This is a genomic window from Promicromonospora sp. MEB111, from assembly GCF_030209445.1.
Classification (GTDB): domain Bacteria; phylum Actinomycetota; class Actinomycetes; order Actinomycetales; family Cellulomonadaceae; genus Promicromonospora.
Genome location: NZ_JARVSD010000029.1, coordinates 72,481 through 95,065, shown reverse-complemented (window position 1 = coordinate 95,065; position 22,585 = coordinate 72,481). Strand labels below are relative to the sequence as shown.

Annotated in this window: 18 protein-coding genes; 5 read left to right on the top strand and 13 right to left on the bottom strand. The window is 73.5% G+C overall.

All coding sequences use genetic code 11. The features are described 5' to 3' along the window. Window positions 1-145: 145 nt before the first annotated feature. Complete coding sequence (locus QRN56_RS27205) at window positions 146-1,741, bottom strand: peptidase inhibitor family I36 protein (RefSeq protein WP_285108599.1); 1,596 nt, start codon at window positions 1,739-1,741, stop codon at window positions 146-148. 250 nt (window positions 1,742-1,991) lie between these two features. Between QRN56_RS27205 and QRN56_RS27200 the strand changes: the two genes are divergently transcribed. Next, window positions 1,992-2,858 (top strand): GNAT family N-acetyltransferase, encoded by an 867-nt coding sequence (locus tag QRN56_RS27200; protein WP_285108597.1) that lies wholly within the window; start codon window positions 1,992-1,994, stop codon window positions 2,856-2,858. A gap of 146 nt (window positions 2,859-3,004) precedes the next feature. Here QRN56_RS27200 and QRN56_RS27195 read toward each other — a convergent pair whose 3' ends face one another. Further along, the gene (locus tag QRN56_RS27195; protein ID WP_502928851.1) at window positions 3,005-4,153 is read right to left on the bottom strand and encodes an acetamidase/formamidase family protein; all 1,149 of its coding nucleotides are present in this window, start codon (window positions 4,151-4,153) and stop codon (window positions 3,005-3,007) included. A gap of 61 nt (window positions 4,154-4,214) precedes the next feature. Continuing rightward, window positions 4,215-4,787 carry a TetR/AcrR family transcriptional regulator gene (locus QRN56_RS27190; protein WP_285108596.1) on the bottom strand — a complete coding sequence of 191 codons (573 nt, stop codon included), beginning with the start codon at window positions 4,785-4,787 and terminating at the stop codon, window positions 4,215-4,217. An 81-nt stretch (window positions 4,788-4,868) separates the two neighbouring features. Here QRN56_RS27190 and QRN56_RS27185 point away from each other — a divergent pair, with 81 nt between their 5' ends. Next, complete coding sequence (locus QRN56_RS27185; protein ID WP_285108594.1) at window positions 4,869-5,867, top strand: DMT family transporter; 999 nt, start codon at window positions 4,869-4,871, stop codon at window positions 5,865-5,867. After that, complete coding sequence (locus QRN56_RS27180) at window positions 5,864-6,541, top strand: GNAT family N-acetyltransferase (protein ID WP_285108592.1); 678 nt, start codon at window positions 5,864-5,866, stop codon at window positions 6,539-6,541. Before QRN56_RS27185 ends, QRN56_RS27180 begins: the two co-directional genes overlap by 4 nt. Here QRN56_RS27180 and QRN56_RS27175 read toward each other — a convergent pair. From QRN56_RS27175 to QRN56_RS27165, 3 genes are all read right to left on the bottom strand, one after another. Further along, window positions 6,495-7,283 carry a DUF3626 domain-containing protein gene (locus tag QRN56_RS27175; protein WP_285108590.1) on the bottom strand — a complete coding sequence of 263 codons (789 nt, stop codon included), beginning with the start codon at window positions 7,281-7,283 and terminating at the stop codon, window positions 6,495-6,497. The two genes, QRN56_RS27180 and QRN56_RS27175, sit on opposite strands and share 47 nt — an antisense overlap. 201 nt (window positions 7,284-7,484) lie before the next feature. After that, the gene (gene leuA / locus QRN56_RS27170; protein ID WP_502928850.1) at window positions 7,485-9,314 is read right to left on the bottom strand and encodes a 2-isopropylmalate synthase; all 1,830 of its coding nucleotides are present in this window, start codon (window positions 9,312-9,314) and stop codon (window positions 7,485-7,487) included. A gap of 173 nt (window positions 9,315-9,487) precedes the next feature. Next, on the bottom strand, window positions 9,488-11,620 hold the full coding sequence (locus QRN56_RS27165) for a DUF7937 domain-containing protein (protein WP_285108588.1): 2,133 nt from the start codon (window positions 11,618-11,620) through the stop codon (window positions 9,488-9,490). 224 nt (window positions 11,621-11,844) lie between these two features. Between QRN56_RS27165 and QRN56_RS27160 the strand changes: the two genes are divergently transcribed. Then, window positions 11,845-12,615, top strand: a complete 771-nt coding sequence (locus QRN56_RS27160) for a 4'-phosphopantetheinyl transferase family protein (protein ID WP_285108586.1) — start codon at window positions 11,845-11,847, stop codon at window positions 12,613-12,615. 71 nt (window positions 12,616-12,686) lie between these two features. On the opposite strand, the gene QRN56_RS27155 is transcribed toward QRN56_RS27160, so the two are convergent. After that, window positions 12,687-14,309 carry an alpha/beta hydrolase family protein gene (locus QRN56_RS27155; protein WP_285108584.1) on the bottom strand — a complete coding sequence of 541 codons (1,623 nt, stop codon included), beginning with the start codon at window positions 14,307-14,309 and terminating at the stop codon, window positions 12,687-12,689. Between the two features lie 76 nt (window positions 14,310-14,385). Further along, window positions 14,386-14,991, bottom strand: coding sequence for a PadR family transcriptional regulator (locus QRN56_RS27150; RefSeq protein WP_285108582.1), 606 nt, complete (start codon window positions 14,989-14,991; stop codon window positions 14,386-14,388). 85 nt (window positions 14,992-15,076) lie between these two features. Between QRN56_RS27150 and QRN56_RS27145 the strand changes: the two genes are divergently transcribed. Next, on the top strand, window positions 15,077-16,276 hold the full coding sequence (locus tag QRN56_RS27145) for an FAD-dependent oxidoreductase (RefSeq protein WP_285108581.1): 1,200 nt from the start codon (window positions 15,077-15,079) through the stop codon (window positions 16,274-16,276). Between the two features lie 150 nt (window positions 16,277-16,426). On the opposite strand, the gene QRN56_RS27140 is transcribed toward QRN56_RS27145, so the two are convergent. The 5 genes from QRN56_RS27140 to QRN56_RS27120 form a co-directional block, all read right to left on the bottom strand. Further along, a complete protein-coding gene (locus tag QRN56_RS27140) occupies window positions 16,427-17,188 on the bottom strand; it encodes a crotonase/enoyl-CoA hydratase family protein (RefSeq protein ID WP_285108578.1) in 762 nt (253 codons plus the stop codon). After that, window positions 17,185-18,711, bottom strand: coding sequence for a class I adenylate-forming enzyme family protein (locus tag QRN56_RS27135; protein ID WP_285108576.1), 1,527 nt, complete (start codon window positions 18,709-18,711; stop codon window positions 17,185-17,187). Before QRN56_RS27135 ends, QRN56_RS27140 begins: the two co-directional genes overlap by 4 nt. 108 nt (window positions 18,712-18,819) lie before the next feature. Next, on the bottom strand, window positions 18,820-20,088 hold the full coding sequence (locus tag QRN56_RS27130; RefSeq protein WP_285108574.1) for a cytochrome P450 family protein: 1,269 nt from the start codon (window positions 20,086-20,088) through the stop codon (window positions 18,820-18,822). Window positions 20,089-20,232: 144 nt separating this feature from the next. After that, complete coding sequence (gene era, locus QRN56_RS27125; RefSeq protein ID WP_285108572.1) at window positions 20,233-21,201, bottom strand: GTPase Era; 969 nt, start codon at window positions 21,199-21,201, stop codon at window positions 20,233-20,235. Further along, window positions 21,198-22,580, bottom strand: coding sequence for a hemolysin family protein (locus QRN56_RS27120; protein WP_285108570.1), 1,383 nt, complete (start codon window positions 22,578-22,580; stop codon window positions 21,198-21,200). The genes era and QRN56_RS27120 overlap by 4 nt, the downstream gene beginning before the upstream one ends. Window positions 22,581-22,585: the final 5 nt, after the last annotated feature.

Here is a 22,585-nt window from a genome sequence, read left to right as displayed (position 1 = left end):
TCCTTTCCCGCCGCCCGTCCGGCAACAAGAGAATGGCACTGTCCTGACCGTGCCACGACATTTCCTGCCGCGCGGAGAAGAAATGGCACGGTCCTGCCACCGAATGTGGTGGCAGGACCGTGCCATTGTCAGCCGGGTGGCCGGATCACATGTTCACCCGGATACCGAAGTCACCCCCGTAGACGTTCGTCACGTGCACGCTGGTCGAGTTGCGCGGTGGCGCCGCCTCGACCATCTGGCCGTTTCCTAGGTATATCGCCACGTGATAGGTGCTCGACCAGCCACCCCACATGATCAGGTCACCGCGCTGCAGGTTGCTCATGGAGACCTTGGTGCCCTTGCTGAGGTGGGCGCCGGTGTAGGTGCCGATGTCGACGCCCGCGCCCTGCCAGAACGCGTACTGCGTCAGGCCGGAGCAGTCGAAGCCGAACCGGCTCCGGTCGTCGTAGCCACCCGGGCTGCAGCAGATGCCGTAGGTCGGGCCGTACTTGTTGCCGCCGCCCCACGAGTAGGTGTAGCCCTGGCCGGTCTGCGCGAGCGCGGCCTGGATGACCCGCTCGACCTTCTGCGCGTAGTCGCCGCTGGTGTCGCCACCGGGGCTGCCCGGGTCGACAGGCCCCTCGGAGACCGGGCACGTGGTGCCCGTGATGAACTTGTGGGAGGCGTTGTTGTTGTAGAGCGTGCCGTTCAGCGCACCCTTGAAGCCCGCCGCGACGGCCTGCGAGGAACCGCCGTAGTAGCTGTTGAAGTAGACGCAGACCGTCTTGCTGGACCGGTTCCACACCGACGCGGCGTTGTTCTTGATGCACTCGCCCTGGCCGGCGCCCGCACCCTTGAAGTCGTAGCACGACGGCTGCGACGTGCCGTAGTCACCGACCGAGTCGGAGAAGTCCGAGATGGACCCCGCGTTGCCGCTGTTGTAGTAGTAGCAGAGCTCCCCGGACTCGCAGGTGCCGCTGCGGGAACCGCCGCCGGGGGCAGACGCCCCGACGAACTGGTGCGAGGCGTTGTTGTTGTAGAGCGTGCTGTTGAGCTGGCCCTTGAACCCCGGCGCGACGTCCTGGTAGGTGCCCGCGTAGTTGCTGTTGTAGTAGACCCGGACCGTCTTGGTCGACCGGTTCCACACCGACGCGGCGTTGTTCTTGATGCACTCGCCCTGGCCGGCGCCCGCACCCTTGTAGTCGTAGCACGTGGGCTGCGCGTCGCCGTAGCTGCCCGCGGACTCCGTGAAGTCCGAGATGGACCCCGCGTTGCCGCTGTTGTAGTAGTAGCAGAACTCGCCGTCCTCGCAGGTGCCGCTGCGCGCACCGGTGTCGGTGCCCGCGGTGCCGACGAGCTGGTGCGAGGCGTTGTTGTTGTACAGCTCCGCGCTGAGCTGGCCCTTGTAGCCGGAACCGATGTTCTGGTACTCGCCGCCGTAGCCGGTGTTGTAGTAGACGCGGACCGTCTCGCCCGTCCGGTTCCACACCGAGGCCGCGTTGTTCTTGATGCACTCGCCCTGGCCGTTGCCCGACCCCTTGAAGTCGTAGCAGGACGGCTGCGTGGTGCCGTAGTCGCTCACCGAACCCGTGAAGTCCGAGACGGACCCCGCGTTGTCGCTGTTGTAGTAGTAACAGAACTCGCCGCTGTCGCAGACCCCGTCACGTGCCGCGGCCGAGGCGGGACTCGCCACGCCCACGACGGCCACCAGGAAGGAGGCCAGCAACGCGATCACCGCGAGAAGCGCAGGTGCTCTTCTCATCAACATTCTCCCTTCAGCGGGCCGTTCTCCGGCCCGGTGCTTTCTCTGCCGATTCGGGATGCCGGACCGGATAGGGAGATGTTTGCAATTCGCGGACAATGCCGGGAAGTGGGCTGACGGTGCCACGAGACGCGAATGACTGCTCGGGACAACTACCGCGCTCCTGGCACCAAGATGCACGCCGCGGGCCTGGCACGGATGGGCCAGAAAAAAGATCGCGGGCCGGCGGGCCGCGAGGTTGGATCGCCGTATGACCGTCATCTTGAGCACGCCCGGCCCGGGCGACGTGGCCGCCGCGACCGACGCGCTGCGCGCGTGGCAGGACGACGCCCGGCCCGTGCAGCTCCACCCCGGGGACGTGGGCTGGTACCAGCGGTTCGGCGCCCGGACCGCGGCGGCGGCCGTTCGGACCTGGAGCCGGGACGGGCGGTTGCTCGCCGTCGGCCTGCTGGACGGGTCGCGGCTGCTGCGCATGACGACGGCGCCCGACGCCCACCGCGACGAGGAGCTGGCCCGGCGGCTGGTCGCCGACCTGACGACGCCGGAGCGCGGGGTGCTCCCGGACGGGGAGGTCAGCGTCGAGGCGCCCCCGGGCGCCCTGGTGAGCGACCTGCTCGCCGACGAGGGCTGGGGCGCCGAGGACCCGTTCACGCCGCTGCAGCGCGACCTCGCCGACCCCGTCGAGGACCCGGGCGTGCGGGTCGAGGTGGTCGGACCGGACCGGGTGAGCGAGCGCACCTTCGTGCACCGGGAGGCGTTCGGCGGCCCGACGTTCACGGACGAGCGCTGGCACGACATGGCGGCCGGCCCGCTGTACGCGGACGCGCGCTGCCTGCTCGCCTACGACGGCGCGGGCGTGCCCGTCGGCGCGACGACCGTCTGGTCGGCCGGCCCCGGCAGGCCCGGCCTCATCGAGCCCCTGGGCGTGCACCCGGACCACCGTGGTCACGGCTACGGCCGGGCGATCACCGTCGCCGGGGCGGCCGCCCTGCGCGAGCTCGGGTCGTCCAGCGCCGTCGTCATCACGGAGACCGCGCGCGCCGCCGCGGTCGCCACGTACGTGTCGGCGGGGTTCAAGCGGCTCCCCGACCGGTACGACCGGCAGCGGGCCGCGTAGGACGCGCCGCCGGACGCGCGCCGCCGCTCTGCGCCGCCGCCCCGGACCGGGCGCCGAACGTAGGGTTCGTCGGCGGATGAGCGCTCATGCGCCGACGGGCCCTACGTTCGGCCGCAGCCGGCCGCAACGCGCCGCCGCTCTGCGCCCTAGCGGGGCAGGAAGTCCGCCTTGCGGATCCGGGCGTGCACGCCCTTGACCACGTCGACCACCTGCGAGATGTCGAAGTCCGTGGCTGCCGACAGGTACGCGTAGGCGTGCGCGGGCGACATCCCGTACCGCACCCCCAGCAGGGCGATCGCCGCGCGCACGCAGTTCTCCACGGCTACGTCGAGGTCGCGGTCCAGCCCGGTCGGCACCAGGAACTCCGTGGTCTCCGCGAGCGGGCCGGCCAGCTCGCCGAACGTCGCGACGGCGTCGGCGGCCGGGATCAGGTCGAAGCCGAGCCGCACGCGCAGCGAGGCCTCGAACGCGGTGAGCGCCACCTCGCCGTCGCCCTGCGCGAAGTGCGGGTCGCCCACGTACGCGAGCGCCCCCGCCACCTGTACCGGCAGGTACAGGGTGGACCCGGCGCCCAGCAGGTTGATGTCGATGTTGCCGCCGAACGGCCCCGGCGGCACCGAGTGCGGCCGCTCGTCCCCGGCGGCGGCGACGCCCATGATGCCTAGGAACGGGCGCAGGTCGAAGCCCACCCGGTCGTGGGCGCCCTCGGCGAGCGGGATCGAGCCGCGCCCCGCGCCGTCGGCCCACGAGTCCACCTGCGCGAAGACGCTGACGATGTCCGCCCCGCCGGCCGGGTACTCGCCGGGCAGGGAGCCGCGGCCGTGGCGGTTGGAGATCACGCCGTACGGCACACGGGGGTCGGTGGACAGCACGCGGATCGCGAGGAGGTCTCCCGGCTGCGCGCCGCGCACCTCGACGGGCCCGGTGACGACGTGGCCGCCGTGCGCTCCCGGCACGTCGAGCAGGCCGGGCGTGCGGGCCCCCAGACGGGACCGGCGGGCGGTGGCGAGCTCCACGGCGTCGGCCAGGACGGCGTCCTCGGCGACGCCGCGCTCCGCGAACCAGGCGAGCGGATCGCCGCCCTGGTCCTCCAGGATCCCCTCGTGGGAAAGGGTGTCGACCACGACCTCCTCGCCCGGGTCCACGGCCAGCACCGCGCGGTCCACCGCGCAGGGCAGCCGGCCCCAGTAGGCGGTCTCGGTCGAGGTGGGCAGGTACGCGGCCCCGTCGACGACGGCGGCGCCGGCGCCCGCGCTCGTCCCCGTGCCGGGCTGGAGGATGGTCTGCTGGTGCACGGGCCGAGAGTACACAGCGGGCGTTGCGGGCCCGCGGCGTCAGCGTTGCGCCCGGGCGCCGTCAGGCCTGGAGCAGCGCCCGGGCCGCGGCGCGGGCGGCGCCGAACGCGTCCGGCTGCGCGCGCGTCGTGTGCGCCACCATCGCGCCCTCGTACAGCAGGTGGACCTGCTCGCCGAGGCGCTCCGCGTCCGGGTGCCCGGCGTCGCGCAGCAGCCGCTGGAACTCGGCGAGCATGTACTGCTTGTCGGCCAGGATCACGGCGTTGCCCGGGTGCTCGGTGGCGCCGATCTCGCCGTGGGCGTTGACGAACGCACACCCGCGCACGTTGTCGTCGGCCCACTCCTCGGCGACCTCGAGCGCGACCAGGACCTGCTCGACGCCCGTCGCCCCGCGTTCCGCGAGCCGCCGCCCGAACCACGTGGCCCAGCGCTCGTGCCGCCGGGTCAGGTACGCGGCCACCAGCGCGTCCTTGGACCCGAACCGGTCGTAGAGCGTCTTCTTGGTGACCCCGGCCTGGTCGGCGATCAGGTCGACGCCGACGCCGCGGATGCCGCGCTCGTAGAACAGGGCGCTGGCCGCGACGAGGATCCGCTCGCCGGCCGGGGTGTCGGGGTTGGGGCTGCGGCGGGGCACGGGTCCCTCCAGGTGGTCGCGTCCGGGCGATGCGTCCGGGTCCACTGCGAGTATACCGACCTGTATGTTTACCTGGCTGGTATGACTGATCGGACGAGAAGAAGCCTCCTGGGGCACCTCGCCCCCGCCCTGCTCGTGGTGATGTGGAGCTCCGGCTTCGTCGGGGCCACCTTCGCGGCGCCGGTCGCGCCCGCCGCCACCACGCTCCTGTGGCGCTATGTGGTCGCCGGGACCCTGATGGTCGTGGTGGTGCTGGCGCTCGGCCGCCGGTACGGCGCGCGCTACCTCCGGCGCGAGGCGGTGCTGGGCGCCCTCGGCCAGGCCGGCTACCTCTACGGCGTGTTCCGCGCGGTCGAGGAGGGCCTGCCGGCCGGGACCGCCGCACTGCTCGCCTCGCTCCAGCCGGCGCTGGTCGCGGTGGTCATGTCCGGGTTCGGGCGCACGCGCGGGACCGGGCGCGGAAGCGGCGGGCGCGGGAGCGGCGGCGGACGCGGGAGCGGCGGCGGACGGCGCCAGGCCGTCGGCCTGGCGGTCGGGTTCGCGGGGGTCGCCCTCGCCGTCGGGCCGGACGTCGCAGCCGGGACCGGCGCCGCGGGCGCGCTCTGGGCCGTGCTCGGCATGCTGTCGCTCTCCGCCGCCACGGTGCTGGGCGACCTGTGGCCCGCGCCCGACGAGGCGGGTAAGCACGACGTGCTGGACTCCCTGGCCGTGCAGGGCGTCGTCGCGCTCGGGATCTTCGCCGTCCTCGCCCTCGCGAGCGGACAGGCCGCTCCCCCCGCCGACCCGACCTTCTGGCTGGCGATCGCCTGGCTCGTCGGGCTGGCGTTCCTCGGCGGGTACGGGATGTACCTGTACGTGCAGCGCACGCGCGGGCCCGTCGCGGTGAGCACGTGGCTCTACCTCACCCCGGCGGTCTCCGCCGCATGGGCCTGGGCCATGTTCGACCAGGACCTGCCGCTCCTTGCCGTGGCCGGGTTCGTGGTCAGCCTGGCGGGCGTGCTCCTGACCCGGCCCGCCAGGCGGCCTGCGGATGAAACCCGGCCGGGAGTGCCCGCGGCCTCGGTACGCTCCGGGCCGTGAGGATCACCGACTTCCGGCCGCGCCAGAGCAGGGAGGCCGCCGAGGTCGCGGCCGACGGGTTCGCCGACGACCCGCTGTGGACCTACACCGTTCCGGACGTCGGACGACGTCGTCTGCCGCACCTGATCCTGCTCCGGACGGCACTGCGCATCCTGCGGCCGCCGCAGGCCGCCCGGGTGGCCGTGCACGACGGCCGGATCATCGGGCTGGCCACCTGGACTACCGCGGGCGCGGAGGACCCCTACGACCCGTTCGCCCCCACCCAGCGCGTCGACCCTCGCCTGACCCGCGCCACGCGGACTCTGGTCCGCCGCACGAGCACCGACTGGCCCCGGCTCTCCGCGCTGTACGCCACGCTCGCCCAGTCGTACCCGAACGACCCGGGCTGGTTCCTCGGCACGCTCGTCGTGCGCCCCGACCGGCGCGGCACCGGCGTCGGCAGTGCGCTCCTGCGCGACGGTCTCGCCCGGGCAGACGCCGCCGGCCAGCCGGTCTCGCTGCAGACGAGCAGCACCAGGAACGTCGAGTTCTACCGGCGGCACGGGTTCGAGGTCACCCGGACCTTCGCCGAGCTGTACCCGGGGTCCCCGCCCCTGTGGAACCTGCGCAGGCCGGTGTCGGCGCAGGTCACCGCGGATGTCCCCAGCGCGCCACGTGGTGCCACACCTTCTTGAGGTCCTGCGGGTCGTGCTCCCCCGCACGCACGGCCTCGCCGACCGCCCGGGCGTCCAGCCGGCCGTCCGTCGTGTGCCCGACGGCGACCGCCCGCGCCACGTCCACGATCTCCGGTCCGCGAAACCGGGGCCGTGTGGCCAGGTCGTCCACGTGCAGCCGGAACCCGTGGTGCCACTCGACGGCGACGCCGAGCCCTTCCGCGGCCTCGGCCTCGGCCGTGCCGCGGTAGCAGGGGTCCAGCACGAGCGCCTCGACGTCGTCCGGCAGGTCGACCACGCCGTGCACCTGGGCCTCGACGTAGTCGTCCAGGAGGTCGTGCACGCCGGCCGCGGTGTCGGCGTCCGCCAGCGCGACCAGCGGCGCCGGGTCGACGGCGGCGAAGTGCTCCGGCTCCCGGAAGGAGTCCGGGTAGCAGAACGTGGTCCGCTCCAGCACGTGCGGGCGCAGCCGCAGGTGGGCGGAGCCGAAGCGGACGGCGGCGCCCGCCTCCCGGCGACGGTGGTTCAGCGCGCCGTAGCGGGGGCGCAGGTGCGGTGCGGCGTCGTCGTACCGGCCGTCGAACATGCGCTGCTCCCAGCGCCACCGGTCGCCGCCGTGGTGCGCGGTGAGGCCGCCGTTGCTCGTGCCGGTCTCGAACTGGGAACGCCACACGCGGTCGTGGGCGAGACGCTCGATCAGGGTCTCGCTGCCGTCGGCGACGAGCCGGTCGGGATGGAAGTTGATCGTGACCGGCCAGTTCATGCCGGGAGGCTACCCCGTGCGCGCGCCGGGTCGGCAGTTGGCATCGAGATCGGCACAGGCCTGTGCCGATCTCGATGCCAACTGCCGAGTTCGTGCGGCAAACTGCCGACCGGCAGAGCGCTGAGTGCTGGATTTTCGCCCTTTCGAGGGACGAGAAAGGGCGAAAATCCAGCACTCAGCGAATCGGGTAGAGCGGGCGGGTCAGGACGCCGCGCGCTCCGCGCGGTTGACGGCCGAGACGATCGCCTTCAGGGACGACAGGGTGATCGACGGGTCGATGCCGACGCCCCACAGGACGTCGTCGCCCACCGCGCACTCGACGTACGCCGCCGCGCTGGCGTCGCCGCCCTCGGACAGGGCGTGCTCGGTGTAATCGAGCACGCGTACGTCCACGCCCACCTGCGCGATCGCGTTCACGAACGCGTCGATGGGGCCGTTACCCGTGCCGGTCAGCGTCAGCTCCTTGCCGCGGTCGGTGACGTCCACCTCGAGCGTGTCCTGCGCACCCTCGGCGGAGACGGCGCGGGTGCCGCGCAGCGTGAGCCGGCCCCAGTGCTCCAGGCCGGACGCCGCGTTCTCCTCGACGGGCAGGTACTCGTCGGTGAAGATGCGCCAGATGTCCGCGCCGGTCACCTCGGTGCCCTGCTCGTCGGTCACCTTCTGCACGGCGTGCGAGAACTCGATCTGCAGCCGCCGCGGCAGGTCCAGGTTGTGCTCGCTCTTGAGCAGGTAGGACACGCCGCCCTTGCCCGACTGCGAGTTCACGCGGATCACGGCCTCGTAGGACCGCCCGACGTCGCGCGGGTCGATCGGCAGGTACGGCACGCCCCAGTCCAGGTCGTCGACGCCCACGCCGGCAGCCTCGGCCCGCCCGGCCATGTGCTCGAAGCCCTTCTTGATGGCGTCCTGGTGCGAGCCGGAGAACGCCGTGAACACGAGGTCACCCACGTAGGGGTGCCGCTCGTGCACCGGCATCTGGTTGCAGTGCTCGACGGTGCGGCGGATGCCGTCGATGTCGCTGAAGTCGATCTGCGGGTCGATCCCCTGCGAGAACAGGTTCATGCCCAGGGTCACCAGGTCGACGTTGCCGGTGCGCTCGCCGTTGCCGAACAGACAGCCCTCGATGCGGTCCGCACCGGCCAGGTAGCCCAGCTCGGCGGCCGCGACGGCCGTGCCGCGGTCGTTGTGCGGGTGCAGCGACAGGATGACGTTCTCGCGGTGCGCCAGGTGCCGGCTCATCCACTCGATCGAGTCGGCGTAGACGTTGGGCGTGGCCATCTCGACCGTCGCGGGCAGGTTGATGATGACCTTGCGCTCCGGCGCCGGCTCGAAGACCTCGATGACCTCGTTGCAGATGCGGACCGCGAACTCCAGCTCGGTGCCGGTGTACGACTCCGGGGAGTACTCGTAGTAGATCCGCGTGCCCGGCACGGTCTCCTCGAGCTTGCGGCACAGCTTCGCGCCGTCGAGCGCGATGTCGACGATGCCGTCCTGGTCGGAGCGGAACACGACCTCCCGCTGCAGCACGGACGTCGAGTTGTACAGGTGCACGATCGCCTGCTTGGCACCCGTGATCGACTCGTAGGTGCGCTCGATGAGGTGGGCCCGGGCCTGGGTGAGCACCTGGATCACCACGTCGTCGGGGATCCGGTTCTCGTCGATCAGCTTGCGCACGAAGTCGTAGTCGGTCTGGCTCGCCGACGGGAAGCCGACCTCGATCTCCTTGTAGCCCATCTTGACCAGCAGCTCGAACATGCGCAGCTTGCGCTCCGCGTCCATCGGCTCGATCAGGGCCTGGTTACCGTCCCGCAGGTCCACCGCGCACCAGCGCGGGGCCTTCTCGATGCGCTTGCCCGGCCAGGTGCGGTCGGGGAGCTCGAGGCTGATCTGCTCGTGAAAGGGCCGGTACTTGCTCGTCGGCATGCCCGACGTCTGCTGCGGGTTGTCCTCGATGATCCCGCCTGCTGCGCCGTGCACCGCTGTCTCGTGAACTCCGCCGGGGGTGGTGGCGGTGATGCTGTTCTCCATCATGTGTCCTTCGCTCGGTGAGGTTGGCCGGCACACCAAGCCTCCGCGACGAGGGACCGGCCTGTCTAGGCCTCGTCGCGGCAGCGAAGGAGAAGGATCACCGTCAGGCGCACGCCGTCACTGTACCCCTCGTCCGGACCGTGGGCGCCAGCCACGCCCACGATCCGGACCACGACTCAGCGGCGGGTGCGCAGGGCCGCGTCGACCTGGGGGTCGCCCAGGGCACCCAGCCAGTCCAGCAGCGCGGGGTACGTCGACGGGTTCGCCGCGACCTGCGGACGCAGGTGGGGCGCCTCCTGGACGATCTTCGCCAGGTCCGCGAGCGGCGTGGCCGGGTCGAGCGCGACGGCGGGGGTCCACCGGCCGCCCACGGGCGGCAGCACCGCGGTGTGCCCCGACTCGGAGCCGTAGTCCGACGACGCGGCCCCCTGCCCGGTGACGACCCGGCGCGTGGTGTGCTCCTCGACCTCGCCGGCCGAGCCCTGCGCCGCCGAGCCCTGTACCGGCGCGGCCTGCTGGCCGTTGCCCACCGGCCGGATGCGCGCGGTCGGGTGCGCACCCGACGCCGGCTGCGCGGACGAGGCCGGCTGCGCGGCCACCGGCGTGGCGCCCGAGCGGACCGGGGGCATCGTCGCGGTCGCGTCGACCGGGGCGGCCGCCGCCGGCATGTCCTCGACCGTGCGCATCGAGCCGAGCGATACCTCGCCCGAGACCGGCTGCACCGGCTGCACGGGGACCACGCCGCGCTGGGCGGCGGTGGCGCCCGCGACGGTCCGCACGGCACCCGTGGAGGTGACCCGGCGCGGCTCGGCGGGACGCCGGAGCTCCGGTGCGCTGCGCACCGGCTCCTCCGGCAGGGTGACCGGCGGGGCCTTGTCGCCCTTGGGACGCGGCGGGGACCACACGTAGGCCTGGGTGCGGTCGACGTCGGCCTCGCCGCCGATCCCGGCGGTCTGGAAATGCTCGCGCACCGCCTTGGGCACCATCAGCGCGCTCGCCGCGACGATGGGCAGGGCGAGCGCCATGAGCAGGTCGCCGAGGTTGACGCCCAGGCTCGCGCCCGACGTCGCGATGACGACCACGAGGCCCAGCACGCCCGCCACGCACGCGGCGCCGACGGCGGGCACGTGGCCCGTGTTGGGGTCGCGCTTCAGGGAGCGGCGCGCGAACCAGGCGATACCGGCGACGACGACGCCGAGCACGAGGCGCAGCACCAGCGTGACGCCGGCGCCCGACCCGATGAAGCCCGGGTCGATGAGCTGCACCAGCGCGGCCAGCGCGCTGCACACCGCGAGCAGGACGATGACGTCGAACGCCCGGACGGCCACCCGCACCCAGACGCCCGCGGCGTGCTCGGTGCTCTCCTCGGCGTCGGCCGCCGCGGGGTCGCGGCGCACGGCGGGCGAGCCCGCCACGGCGGCGGCGAGCGGGAGCAGCACCAGGCCGAACCGGCTCGGGTCGGTGACGCCGGGCTGCATGGACTCCATGCCGGTCAGCGCGCCGCCGGAGGTGAAGACGAACAGGAGCGCGAGCACGATGCCGACGGCGACGAGCACCAGCCGGGACGGCCGGTCGTGCCGCACGGTGCCACCCACGAGGAGCCACACCAGGCCGAGCGAGAGCGCGAGCCACACGGGCGCCAGGAGCCGGTCGCCCAGGGTCGCGCCGTCGGCGAGCTCGGCGAGCAGCGTGGAGATGACCGCGCCGAGGGCGATGAGCGCGCCCACGCCGGCGAGGCCGAAGCGCCAGGCGCGCACCACGGCGCCGTCCTCCTCGACGGGCCCGAGCTCGCTGTCGCGCGGCGTCGCGGCCAGCGCCGCGCCGGCGAGCGCGAGGCCCAGGCCGGTGCCGACGCCCGCGCCGCTGCGCAGGTCGAGCACGAGGTGGACCAGCCCGATCACGGCGAGCGGCAGCCCGGCGATCAGGCGGGCGCGGCGCGTCGAGTGCACGGTCCACGTGGGGGGCAGCACACCGAAGCGCGCGAGGTAGGGCAGCGTCAGCGAGGCGAGCGACAGCGCGACCGCCAGCACGACCTCGACCCGGTCCGCCGAGCGGTCGGTGAGGTTCCACGGGAGGGCGAGCGACACCAGCAGGGCGAGCGCGGCGATGGCGTCCCGCACGTAGTCGGCGGCCGCGATGTTCGCGAACGGCCGGACCTCGCCGGAGTCCTCGGCGGCGGTGCCGTTCCCGGTCTCCGGTGCGACCGTGGCGACGTGCTCGTGGCCGAGGCTCTCCGTCGGCGCGCCGTTGGCGTCGTCCGCGACGTCGGCCGAAGTTCTCTCGTCACGCTCCGAAGCGTGCTGGTCCATCATCCGTTCACTCCTCGATAACGCCGCTGGTCGAGACTGGGGAAGTGTGGCTGGCGGCGCTGGGGCCCACCACGTTTCTACCCGCTGGGTACCGGCTCTGTCAGGCCGTGGCACGGCGAGTCCGGTCACACCTGTATTTCTGCGCACGTCCATCACATCTGGTGTGCGTGGGACATCCGCCGTCGGCGACAGCCGGCGGCACACCGAGGTCACAGGAGAACGCAGTGGACCCAGCAGCCGCACCGGCACCCCGCACCTGCGACGTCTGGCTCGTTCCGGTCCGACGCCGCGAGGCCTGGACGCGCCTGCTGACCGTACCGGATCAGGAGCAGCTCGTGGGCCTGGACGCACTGGCCACCGACGTCCACCTGACGTCGCGCGCGGCGCAGCGGCTGATCCTGTCCCGCTATCTCGGCGTCGCTCCGGAGGACGTCGTGGTGGAGCGCGGGTGCGACCGCTGCGGCGACCCGCAGCACGGCCGGCCGCACGTCGCGGGCGCGGCCCTCGACTACTCGGTGTCGCACACGCGCGCCTGGGTGCTGGTCGGCGTCGTGGGCGACGGCCGCGTGGGCGTGAACCTCGACGCCCGGCCCGCGGACCGGGACCTGGACGACCTCGCGGCGGCCGCGCTCACCCGGGCCGAGCACCATGCCTGGCGCCGCCTCCCCGCTCGTGACCGCGCGGACGCGCTGCTCGCGTCGTGGACGCGCAAGGAGGCGACGACGAAGCTCACGGGGCACGGCCTGGCGATCCCCCTGCGGGACCTCGACGTGACGGGGCCGCGGCCGAGCCTGGTGACGGCCGACCCGTCGGTCCGGCTCCCCCACCCCCGGCCGTACCTGACGCACGTGCCCGCGCCGGCGGGGTACAGCGCGGCGCTGGCGACGACCACGCACGTGGACCAGGTGCGGCACCTGCGCCTCCCGGACGAGATCCCCGACGCCGCCCCGCCCCGCCGTCTGGCCGGGGCTGCGGCCGCGCCGGCCCGCTGCTGAGGCCGGTTCACCAGGCGGACGGCGACCACGACCCGGGCCCATACGGTCGCCTCCGGCCTGCTGAACCCGGGTCAGATACCCAGCTGGTAGGCGCCCCAGTAGGCGAGAGTGACCAGGAGTGCCGTGGCGCCCAGCACGGTGACCCAGAAGCCCGTCGAGACCACGGCGACGGCGACGCGCCGGGGACGGTGCGGCTCCGGCCGGGCGGTGTCCGGGGGTTCCGGGCGGACGGCGTCCGACGGCACCGGGTCGGCACGCACCGCGCCCGCGGGGCCCCGGTCGGCCACCGACATCCTGCGGTCACGCACGCGGTTCAGCAGCAGCGCCGCGGCGACGACGGCGACCAGGCCCAGCAGCCGCACCGCGATCCAGCCGCCCTGCACCACCAGGGCGTTCTTCTCGTAGTCCAGGGCCAGCCGGGCGACCGCCCCGAGGTACGCGGCCAGGCCGAGCATCGTCGCCACCGAGCCGACGGCCAGCCCGGTCAGGGGTGCGCGCAGGCCCCGGGCGAGACGCGCGCCCGGGCGGCCGGACCGCCGTCGGGTCACGCCGCTCGCGACGGCCACGCCGCCCAGCAACAGCGAACCCACGACCAGCAGGGCGCCGGCGGTGACGACCACCCTGACCAGCCAGTCGCCGTCGCCGTACCAGTGCGGCTGCGGCACGGGCGCCGCGAGGTAGAGCTGCGCGGGCTGCGCCCCGGCGACCTGCGGCGGGGCGGACGCCGTGGCCGGGAGCCCCAGCACCCAGTCGGCGACGTCGCGCGCGAAGTCGGGGTGCAGCACCAGCCCGCCGGGCGTCTCCACGTTGATGCCGTGGTTGGCGCGCTCGTAGAACCGCACCGTCACGTCGTCGGCGTCGGCCAGCAGCTCGCGCGTGCCCTGCTCCAGCGGCATCGAGGCGTCGTTGGTGCCGAAGACCGCGAGGATCGGGTCGTCCTGCTCCCGGAGCCAGGGGCGGACGTCGAAGTCCGCGTACTCGAACCCGCCGCCCGGCAGCTTCATCCCCACCGCGCGCGGGATGGCGCGGAACACCCCGCCGGGCACGTCCGTGTTGCGCAGGTAGTTGTCGACGGCGTACGCGGCCTGCTGCCGCGGCGGCACGACCGGGGCCGACACCAGGATCTGGAACGCGAGCCGCGGGTCGTCCACCATCATCACCGGCGACACCCACGCGCCCTCCGACTCGGCGTACAGGCCCACGTCGTCCGGGTCCACGCCCGGGACCTCCCGCAGGTACCGCACCGACCAGGCGTAGTCGCGCGCCATCTGCTCGTAGTCGCGGTGCCGCGTCGAGTAGTTGTCGAGCCGCTTGTCGGGCACCAGCGTGGTGATCCCCGCGCTCGCGAGTGCGGTCGCGGCCAGCGTGAACGCGTCGGAGGCCTTGCCCGTGCCCGCGCCGTGCACGAACACGATCCCGGGCCGGTCGGCATCAGCGCCGGCCTCCACCGGCTCGCGCAGCAGCCCGCCCACCTCCCGGCCGTCGGCCAGCGGGATGGTCACCGCGGTCTCGCGCACCTCGAAGTCACCGGGCTCCCCCGCATCGGGGTCGGCACCCCCGATCGCCGTCGAGGCGGTGGCCAGGTGCAGGTGCTCGGTCACCGGTTCCGGCTCCCAGGCGGGGCCCGCGACGGCACCCGTGACGGCCAGCGCGACCAGGATCGCGGCGGAGGTGGCAACGGTCCGGAAGAACACCTTCGGATGCTACGCCCGACGCCCCGTTCGCTCGATCGGGACGCGACGGCGCGTCACCCGGGCAGCCGACGGCGCGTCACTCCGGCGGCCGGGACGCCAGCATCTCCGCGGTGTCCCAGGTCAGCTCCCCCGACCGCAGGTCGGCGACCACGCCGCGCACCCAGTCCAGCTCCGCGCGCGTGGTGACCAGGAGGTGCTCGTGCTCCAACAGGAGCACGCGGGGCAGCCCCCACTCCTGCGCGTCGGCGGCCTCCCGCTCCGCCTCCGCCAGCGCGGTCTCCAGCGCCGCGGCGCGCTCGGCGAGCCGGTCCCGCACCAGGTCAGGACCGGTGATCGCCACCACGGCCAGCACCGCCCGGAACTCGGGGAACTCGCGCGCGGGCGTCGCGAGCGCCGCGTCCATCCAGCGGCGCAGGGCGGCGGAACCGTCGGGGGTCAGGGCGTAGACGATCCGGGCGGGCCCGGCCTCGGCCGCCAGCTTCTCGTGCACCTCGATGAGGCCGTCGCGGAGCAGGCGCTCGATCGACTGGTAGACGCTGTTGCTGCGCGCCACGTTGACCACGTCGTCCTTGCGCCGCGTCTTGATCAGCCGCTGCATGCGGTAGGCGTGCATCGGCTCCTCGGCGAGCAGCGCGAGCAGCACCATCGCGAGCGGGGAGCGCGGCCGGGAGTCCTGGGTCACGGCGCCCAGCCTAGGCGGACGTACGCCGTCGAGTTCTCGTCGCAACACCTTGCCATCTTATGGTTAGCCACTTTATGGTGAGCAAATGAGAGCGATCATCATCGGAGCGGGTATCACCGGGCCCGTGACCGCCATGGCCCTGCAGAAGGCGGGCATCGACGCGGAGGTCCACGAGGCCTACGACCGCACCGCGGACGGCGTCGGCGCCTACCTCACCCTGGCACCCAACGGGCTGGCCGCCCTGCGGGTGCTGGACATCGACCACCGCGGCCTCGGTGGTTTCGACACGCCCGCGCTCGAGCTGCGCGCGTCGAACGGGCGGCTCCTGGCCCACCTCGGGATGGGGCGGGACGACGACGCGGGCACGGTCAGCCAGACCGTCCGGCGGTCCGACCTCTACGTCCGGCTGCGCGACGAGGCCGTGCGCCGCGGCATCCCGGTCGAGTACGGCAGGCGCCTCGTCGACGCCACCGCGGCGGGGTCAGGCGGCGTCGTCGCCTCGTTCGCCGACGGCACCACTGTCGAGGGCGACCTGCTGATCGGGGCCGACGGCCTGCACTCGCGCACCCGGGCGATCCTCGACCCGGCCTGCCCGCCGCCCCGCTACACCGGGCTGCTGAACACGGGCGGCTACGCCGCGGGCGTCTCGGTGGACGGGCCCGTGGGCGTGTTCACGATGATCTTCGGACGGCGGGCCTTCTTCGCCTACGCGAACCGCGGCCCGGGCGACGTCTGGTGGTTCGCGAACGTGCCCCGCGCCCGCGCGGCGAGCGACGCCGAGCTCGCCGCCTGGACCCCGGAGCGGTGGCGCGCGGAGCTGGTGCGCCTCGTCGCCGACGACGCCGGCCCCGCGCTGCGGATCATCGCCGCCACGCCGGAGATCATCGCGCCCTGGAACACACTCGACCTGCCGAGCGTGCCCGTGTGGCACCGCGGGCCCATCGGGCTCGTGGGCGACGCGGCGCACGGCATCTCGCCGACGTCCGGGCAGGGCGCCTCGCTCGCGATCGAGGACGGCGTGCTGCTGGCCCGGTTCCTGCGCGACCACCGCGACCCGGCCGGCGCGTTCGCGGCCTTCGAGACGGCGCGCCGGACCCGGGTCGAGCGGCTGATCGCCCAGGCGAAGCGCACCTCGAACCAGAAGATCCCGGGCACGCTGACCCGGGTGCTGCGCGACCGCGTGATTCTGCCGCTGGTGAGCCGCGCCGCGGCCCGCACCACCAACGACTGGGTCACGGGCTACCGCATCGACTGGGACGCCCCGGCCGACCGCCTGCCGGCCTGACCCCCGCCGTCAGCCCCTCGTCGCCCGACCGCCTTCCGACCACCGCCTTCCGACAACAACCGACCGACGCCGATAGTCGGATCATCTTCGAGGCCTGATTTTCTTGGCTTTCAGCTCTCTGAAAGCCAAGAAACTCAGGCCTCGAAGGGGTCAGGCGGGGGTGCCGTGGCGGCCGGCGCCCGCGGCGAAGCGGGCCGCGCCCTCGTAGGCCGCCGCGGCCAGGGAACGCTCGCCGTGCTCCCACTCGCGGGCCAGGGCCTCGGTCTCGGAGAGGCCCCACTGGTCCAGCACCGAGGCGCGGTCCTCGCGGAGGCAGACCTGCGGGAACGCCGCGAGCGACACCGCCAGCCCCACGGCCGCCGACACCGCCTGCCCCGCGGGCACCACCCGGTTGGCCAGGCCGATGCGCAGGGCCTCGTCGGCCTCGACGGACCGGCCGGTGAGGATCATGTCCATCGCGTGCGACTGCCCGATCAGGCGGGGCAGCCGCACCGTGCCCCCGTCGATCAGGGGGACGCCCCAGCGGCGGCAGTAGACGCCGAAGACCGCCGTCTCGTCGGCGACCCGCAGGTCCGCCCACGCCGCCAGCTCCAGCCCGCCCGCGACGGCGTGCCCGGACACGGCGGCGATCACCGGCTTGCTCAGCCGCAGCCGCGTGGGGCCCATGGGTCCGTCGCCGTCGGGCGCGGCCCGGTTGCCGTCCGGGGTGCCGAGCGCCTTGAGGTCGGCGCCGGAGCAGAACGTGCCGCCCGTGCCGTACAGCACGGCGGCGGTGGCGGCGTCGTCGGCGTCGAAGGCGCGGAACGCGGCGGCGAGCGCCGCAGCGGTGGGGCCGTCGACGGCGTTGCGCCGCTCGGGGCGGTCGATGCCGATCAGGGTGACGCTGCCCTCGCGGGTGACCAGGACGCTCACCGGCTGCCCTCCCACAGCGGTTCGCGCAGCGCGCGGCGCAGCACCTTGCCCACGGGTGAGAGCGGCACCGAGTCGACCGCGTGCACGGACTTGGGCACCTTGTAGCCGGCGAGCTTGTCACGCACCGCGGCCTGGAGCGCGGCCTCGTCGACGGCGGCGCCCGGCGCGGGCACGACGAACGCGGTGACGGCCTCGACCCAGGTGTCGTCAGGGGCGCCCACCACGACGGCCTGGGCCACCGACGGCTGGGCGAGCAGCACGTCCTCGACCTCGCGCGGGTAGACGTTGTAGCCGCCGGTGATGATCATGTCGCCGCGGCGGTCCACGAGGTAGAGGTAGCCGCGCTCGTCCACGCGCGCCATGTCGCGGGTGCGCAGCCAGCCGTCGCCGGCGAGCATCTCGGCGTTCAGCTCGGGGGCGGCGTGGTAGCCGGCCATCGTGAACGGCGCGCGCACCCGGATCTCACCGATCTCGCCGGGGGCCACCGGGGTGCCGGCGTCGTCGGTGACGAGGATCTGGGCGTCGAGCGCGGGCTGGCCGCAGGAGCCCAGCAGGGACGGGTCGGTGTGGTCGGCGGCGTCGAGCACCGTGAGGCACAGCGGCGCCTCGGTCTGGCCGTAGTACTGCGCGAACCGGGGCCCCCACACGTCCATGGCCTGCTCGATCACCGGGCGGGGCATGGGGCTGGCCCCGTAGATGGCGGTGCGCAGGGAGGACATGTCGGCACCCTCGGCGACGCCGGACGAGAGCAGCATCCCGATCATCGTCGGCACCAGGTTGATCTCCGTGGCGCGGTAGCGGGCGATCGCGTCGACGTAGCCCTGGGGCTCGAACCCGGACAGCACCACGGACTCCCCGCCGCGCAGCCAGTAGGGCAGCACGAACGTGCCGCTGGCGTGGATGAGGCTGGCCGCGTGCAGCATCACCGAGTCGCGCGCGGGGCTGACCAGGTTGGTCAGGATGTTCGCGACGATGGCGGCGTAGCTGGCTTGGGTGTGCTCGACCGCCTTGAGCGTGCCCGTGGTGCCCGACGTGTACAGCAGCAGGATCGGGTCCTGCGGGTTCGCGGGCAGGTTCGGGTCGGCGGTCGAGACGTCCCGCATCGCCGTGAGCAGGTCCGGGCCGCCGACGGCGCCGGGCGCGCCCAGGCCCAGCGTCGTCAGGCCGTGCGCCTCGGCGAGCTCGCCCGCCCGCTCGGCCAGCGCGGCGTCGTGCACCAGGAGGCGCACCTCCGTCTCCTGGAGCATGCGGCCCTGCTCCGTGGCGGACAGCCGGGCGTTGAGCGGCACCCGGGTGACGCCCGCCTTGAGGCAGGCGAAGTCCATGGCGATGGACCACAGCCCGTTGGCCATCAGCAGCGCCACCCGCGCCCCCGGCTCGGCGCCGTGCGCGTGCAGCACCCGCGCCATGGCGTTCGCCGCGTCGTCCACCTGCGCATACGTCAATGACTCGGTACCGAAGCGGACGGCGGTACGCGGCCCGAACCGGGCGGCGCCGCGACGGACCAGGTCAACGGTGAGCATGCTCTTCCTCCACGACAGGTGTCCGGTAAGTACGTTTCGTGACCGTACTACCGGGTCTGCGCGAGGCGGAAGGGCGCGTCGACCACGTCACACCTCAGGCGTCACGTTTCAGCGCACCACGTAGATCTCGGTACCCGACGACCGCGCCCGCGCGTACCGGACGGGCAGCGCCTGCGGGTGCCGCACCCAGGGCGACGGGACCCAGGCGAGGTCGTGGTCCTCGACCGCGAGCTCCAGGTCGAGCTCGGTGAGCAGCCGGTTGATCGCGACGCGCGCGATGATGCGCGCCTGCCGCGACGCCGGGCACCGGTGCGGCCCCACGCCCCACGCGAGGTGCGCCCGGTTGCCCACCTCGTCCCACATGTTCCCGGTGTGCACCAGCGGGTCCTGGTTGGCGGCGGCGACGGCCATGATCAGGGCGTCGCCCTTGCGGATCAGCTTGCCGTCCAGCTCCAGGTCGCCCATCGAGTACCGGGGCAGCGGCGGGTTCGCCGCGGGCGCCTCGCGCCAGAGCACCTCGTCCAGCGCGTCGTCCAGGGCGATCCGGCCGCCGGTCCAGCGCGCCGCGAACCGCTGGTCCGTGAGCAGCAGCCGCAGGGTCAGCGCGATCCACGCCGTGAGGAACTCGCTGGCGGCGATGAGCGGCACCGACATCGAGTCCGCGATCTCGCGGTCGTCGTGGAAGCTCGGGTGCCGCACGAACGACGACGTCAGGTCCGACTCCGCCGTGGCCTTCCGGGCCTGGACGTGCGCCATCAGGTTGCGGCCCATCCGGTCGCGCGCCTGGGCAGCCTCACCCGTGTGGTCCATGATGTGCGCCGAGTCGACCATCATCTGGTTCGCCGTGTCGTGGTCGAAGCCGAACAGCGCCGTCACCGCCAGGAAGCCCACCTTCTTGGCCCAGTCCTGGACCAGGTCGGCCTCGCCGCCGGCGCCGAGCTCCTCGACCAGCCGCATGCTGACCTCCTCGACCTGCGCCACCACCAGCTTCTCCGGCAGCGCCTCCAGCCCGTCGTCCAGGGGCTGGCGCAGGCGGCGGCGCAGCTCGCCGTCGTGGTGGTAGGAGGAGTTGCGCGGCTCCCGGGGCGAGATGCCGAGCAGCGCGGAGCGCTCCGACAGCAGCCCGTCGTAGTGCCAGCGCCAGTTGCGCGGGTCCCGGGAGAACTGCGACTCGTTCCGGGTGATCTCGCAGATCTCCGCGTGCCCCATCACCAGCCACGCCGGCACGCCCGGCTCCATGTCCACGGGGGCCACCACACCCCATCTGGCGCGCAGGACGTCGTAGATCTCCTGCGAGTCCGCGCCTCCGGTGGTTGCCGACAGGGGGGTGAGCCCGGTCAGGCTCGTGAGCTCGACGGGGGACGTTCGAGCGACCACTCTCTCCATCCCGCAATCACAGCACAGTGTCCGTATTGCCCGTAATCCTGGCTGCGATATTCGAGACCCAGTTGCACCGGGATGCACTGCGGCGCACCCCGTGGGGACCGGGCCGTGCGCGGCCGCGCCGCGCCCGGCAGCCCGTCAGAAGCCCAGGCGGCGCAGCTGCTTGGGGTCCCGCTGCCAGTCCTTGGCGACCTTGACGTGCAGGTCCAGGTACACGCGCTGGCCCAGCAGCTTCTCGATGCCCTGCCGGGCCTCGGTGCCGACCGACCGCAGCCGGGACCCGCCGCGCCCGATGATGATCGCCTTCTGCGAGTCGCGCTCCACGAACAGGTTGACGCGCACGTCCAGCAGCGGCGGCCGGCCCTTGGCCGGGTCGCCCGAGCCCTCGCGCTCGACGATCTCCTCGACGACCACCGCGAGGGAGTGCGGCAGCTCGTCGCGCACGCCCTCCAGGGCGGCCTCCCGCACCAGCTCGGCCACCATGACGGCCTCGGGCTCGTCGGTCAGCTCGCCGTCCGGGTACAGGTCGGGGCCCTCGGGGAGGTGGGAGACGAGGACCGCCTCGAGCTCGTCCACCTGGTAGCCGTCCTTCGCGGAGACAGGCACGATGTCGGCCCACTCGCGGTCCACGGACTTCGCGAGCTGCTCGACGGCGAGCAGGTGCTCCACCAGGTCGGGGCGCGGCACCAGGTCGGCCTTGGTCACGACGGCGACGACGGGTACGGCCCGGCGTCCCGTCATCAGCTCGGCGAGCTGCGCCGCGATGTAGCGGTCGCCCGGCCCCACCTTCTGGTCCGCGGGCAGGCAGAACGCGATGACGTCCACCTCGGACAGCGTGTCCCGCACCAGGTCGTTGAGCCGCTCCCCCAGGAGGGTGCGGGGCCGGTGCAGGCCGGGGGTGTCCACCAGCACGAGCTGGGCGTCCGGGCGGTGCACGATCCCGCGGATCGTGTGCCGGGTGGTCTGCGGCCGCGCCGACATGATCGCGACCTTCTGCCCCACCAGCGCGTTCGTCAGGGTCGACTTGCCGGCGTTGGGGCGCCCCACCAGGCAGGCGAACCCGCTCCGGTGTGCGGCGGTCTGTTGCCCTGCGGGCTGCTCGCTCAAGAGGTCACTTCCTTCTGGTCACGCTTCTGATCACGGTGGTCGTGCTGGTCGAGACCACCGTTGCTGTCCTCCGGCTCGCCCACCGGTTCCGTGCGGTGCACGAGGATCGTCGAGATCTGCTTGCGGCGGCCCTCGACCCGCTCCGCCTCCAGGTGCACGCCGCCGACCTCGACCGAGGCGCCGGCGAGCGGCACCTTGCCCAGGGCCTTGGCGAGCAGCCCGCCGGCGGTGTCCACGTCGTCGTCGTCCAGACGCAGGTCGAACAGGTCGCCGAGCTCGTCCACCGGCAGGCGGGCCGGCACGCGGAGCACGCCGCCGCCCAGGTCCTCGACCTCCTGGACGGGCACCGTGTCGTGCTCGTCGGTGAGCTCGCCGACCACCTCCTCCAGGAGGTCCTCGATGGTCACCAGGCCCGCGACGCCGCCGTACTCGTCGACCACCAGCGCGATGTGGCTGGCCGAGGCCTGCATCTCGCGCAGCAGGTCGTCGATGGGCTTGGACTCGGGCACGAACACGGCGTCGCGCGCGACGTCGGCGGCCGGGCGCCGGGACGGCCCGGGCGCGGCGCCGCCGTCACCCACGGGCCAGTGCACCGCGGCGACGACATCCTTGAGGTAGGCGACGCCGACGACGTCGTCCACCGACTCGCCGACAACGGGCACCCGCGAGAAGCCGGAACGCAGGAACAGCCGCAGCACCTTGTCGAGCGAGGTCTCGGCCGTGACGGTCACCATGTCGGTGCGGGGCACCATGACCTCGCGCGTGATGGTGCCGCCCAGCTCGATCACGGAGCGGAGCAGCTCCCGGTCGGACTCCTCGAAGGCGCTGGACTCCCCGACGCGGTCGGCGATGTCGCGCAGCTCCGCCTCGGTGGGCGGCGACGGGTCGTAGTGCGGCACCGAGATGCGGGTCAGCCACGCGACCGCGCGCGAGACGCCGGTCAGGGGGCCCACCAGCGCGAGCAGCACCGCGACGGGCCTGCGGAAGCCGAGGGCGCGCGGCGAGACGCGGACGAAGATGACGCCGACCACCACGCCCACCACGAGTGCGATGAGCATGACCGGCAGCTCGTTGGGCACGCCCTCGCCCGGGATCGCCTGCTGCACCAGCAGCGTCCCGGCGGCGATGGCCACGACCTCGGACATGACGCGCACGAGCGCGAACGAGGCGACCGTCGCCGGCGGGTCGACGACCAGCGCCTGGGCCCGCCGGATCCGCGCGGCACGCAGCGGGTCGGGCGACTGCCCCAGCTCGGCCTCCGCGAGCGCCTCCGTGAGGGACGCGCGGGTGACGCGCAGGAGCGCGGCCTCGCCGGCGGAGAGCATGCCCGCCAGCGAGAGGCCGACCAGCATGACGAGGGTCAGGAGCAGGACGATCACGCCGG

What these genes read in the sequence shown, in the direction of transcription:
- QRN56_RS27205 (WP_285108599.1), bottom strand. Translation starts at nt 1,741, where the DNA reads ATGAGAAGAGCACCTGCGCTTCTCGCGGTGATCGCGTTGCTGGCCTCC.
- QRN56_RS27200 (WP_285108597.1), top strand. Translation starts at nt 1,992, where the DNA reads ATGACCGTCATCTTGAGCACGCCCGGCCCGGGCGACGTGGCCGCCGCG.
- QRN56_RS27185 (WP_285108594.1), top strand. Translation starts at nt 4,869, where the DNA reads ATGACTGATCGGACGAGAAGAAGCCTCCTGGGGCACCTCGCCCCCGCC.
- QRN56_RS27175 (WP_285108590.1), bottom strand. Translation starts at nt 7,283, where the DNA reads ATGAACTGGCCGGTCACGATCAACTTCCATCCCGACCGGCTCGTCGCC.
- leuA (WP_502928850.1), bottom strand. Translation starts at nt 9,314, where the DNA reads ATGATGGAGAACAGCATCACCGCCACCACCCCCGGCGGAGTTCACGAG.
- QRN56_RS27165 (WP_285108588.1), bottom strand. Translation starts at nt 11,620, where the DNA reads ATGGACCAGCACGCTTCGGAGCGTGACGAGAGAACTTCGGCCGACGTC.
- QRN56_RS27145 (WP_285108581.1), top strand. Translation starts at nt 15,077, where the DNA reads ATGAGAGCGATCATCATCGGAGCGGGTATCACCGGGCCCGTGACCGCC.
- QRN56_RS27135 (WP_285108576.1), bottom strand. Translation starts at nt 18,711, where the DNA reads ATGCTCACCGTTGACCTGGTCCGTCGCGGCGCCGCCCGGTTCGGGCCG.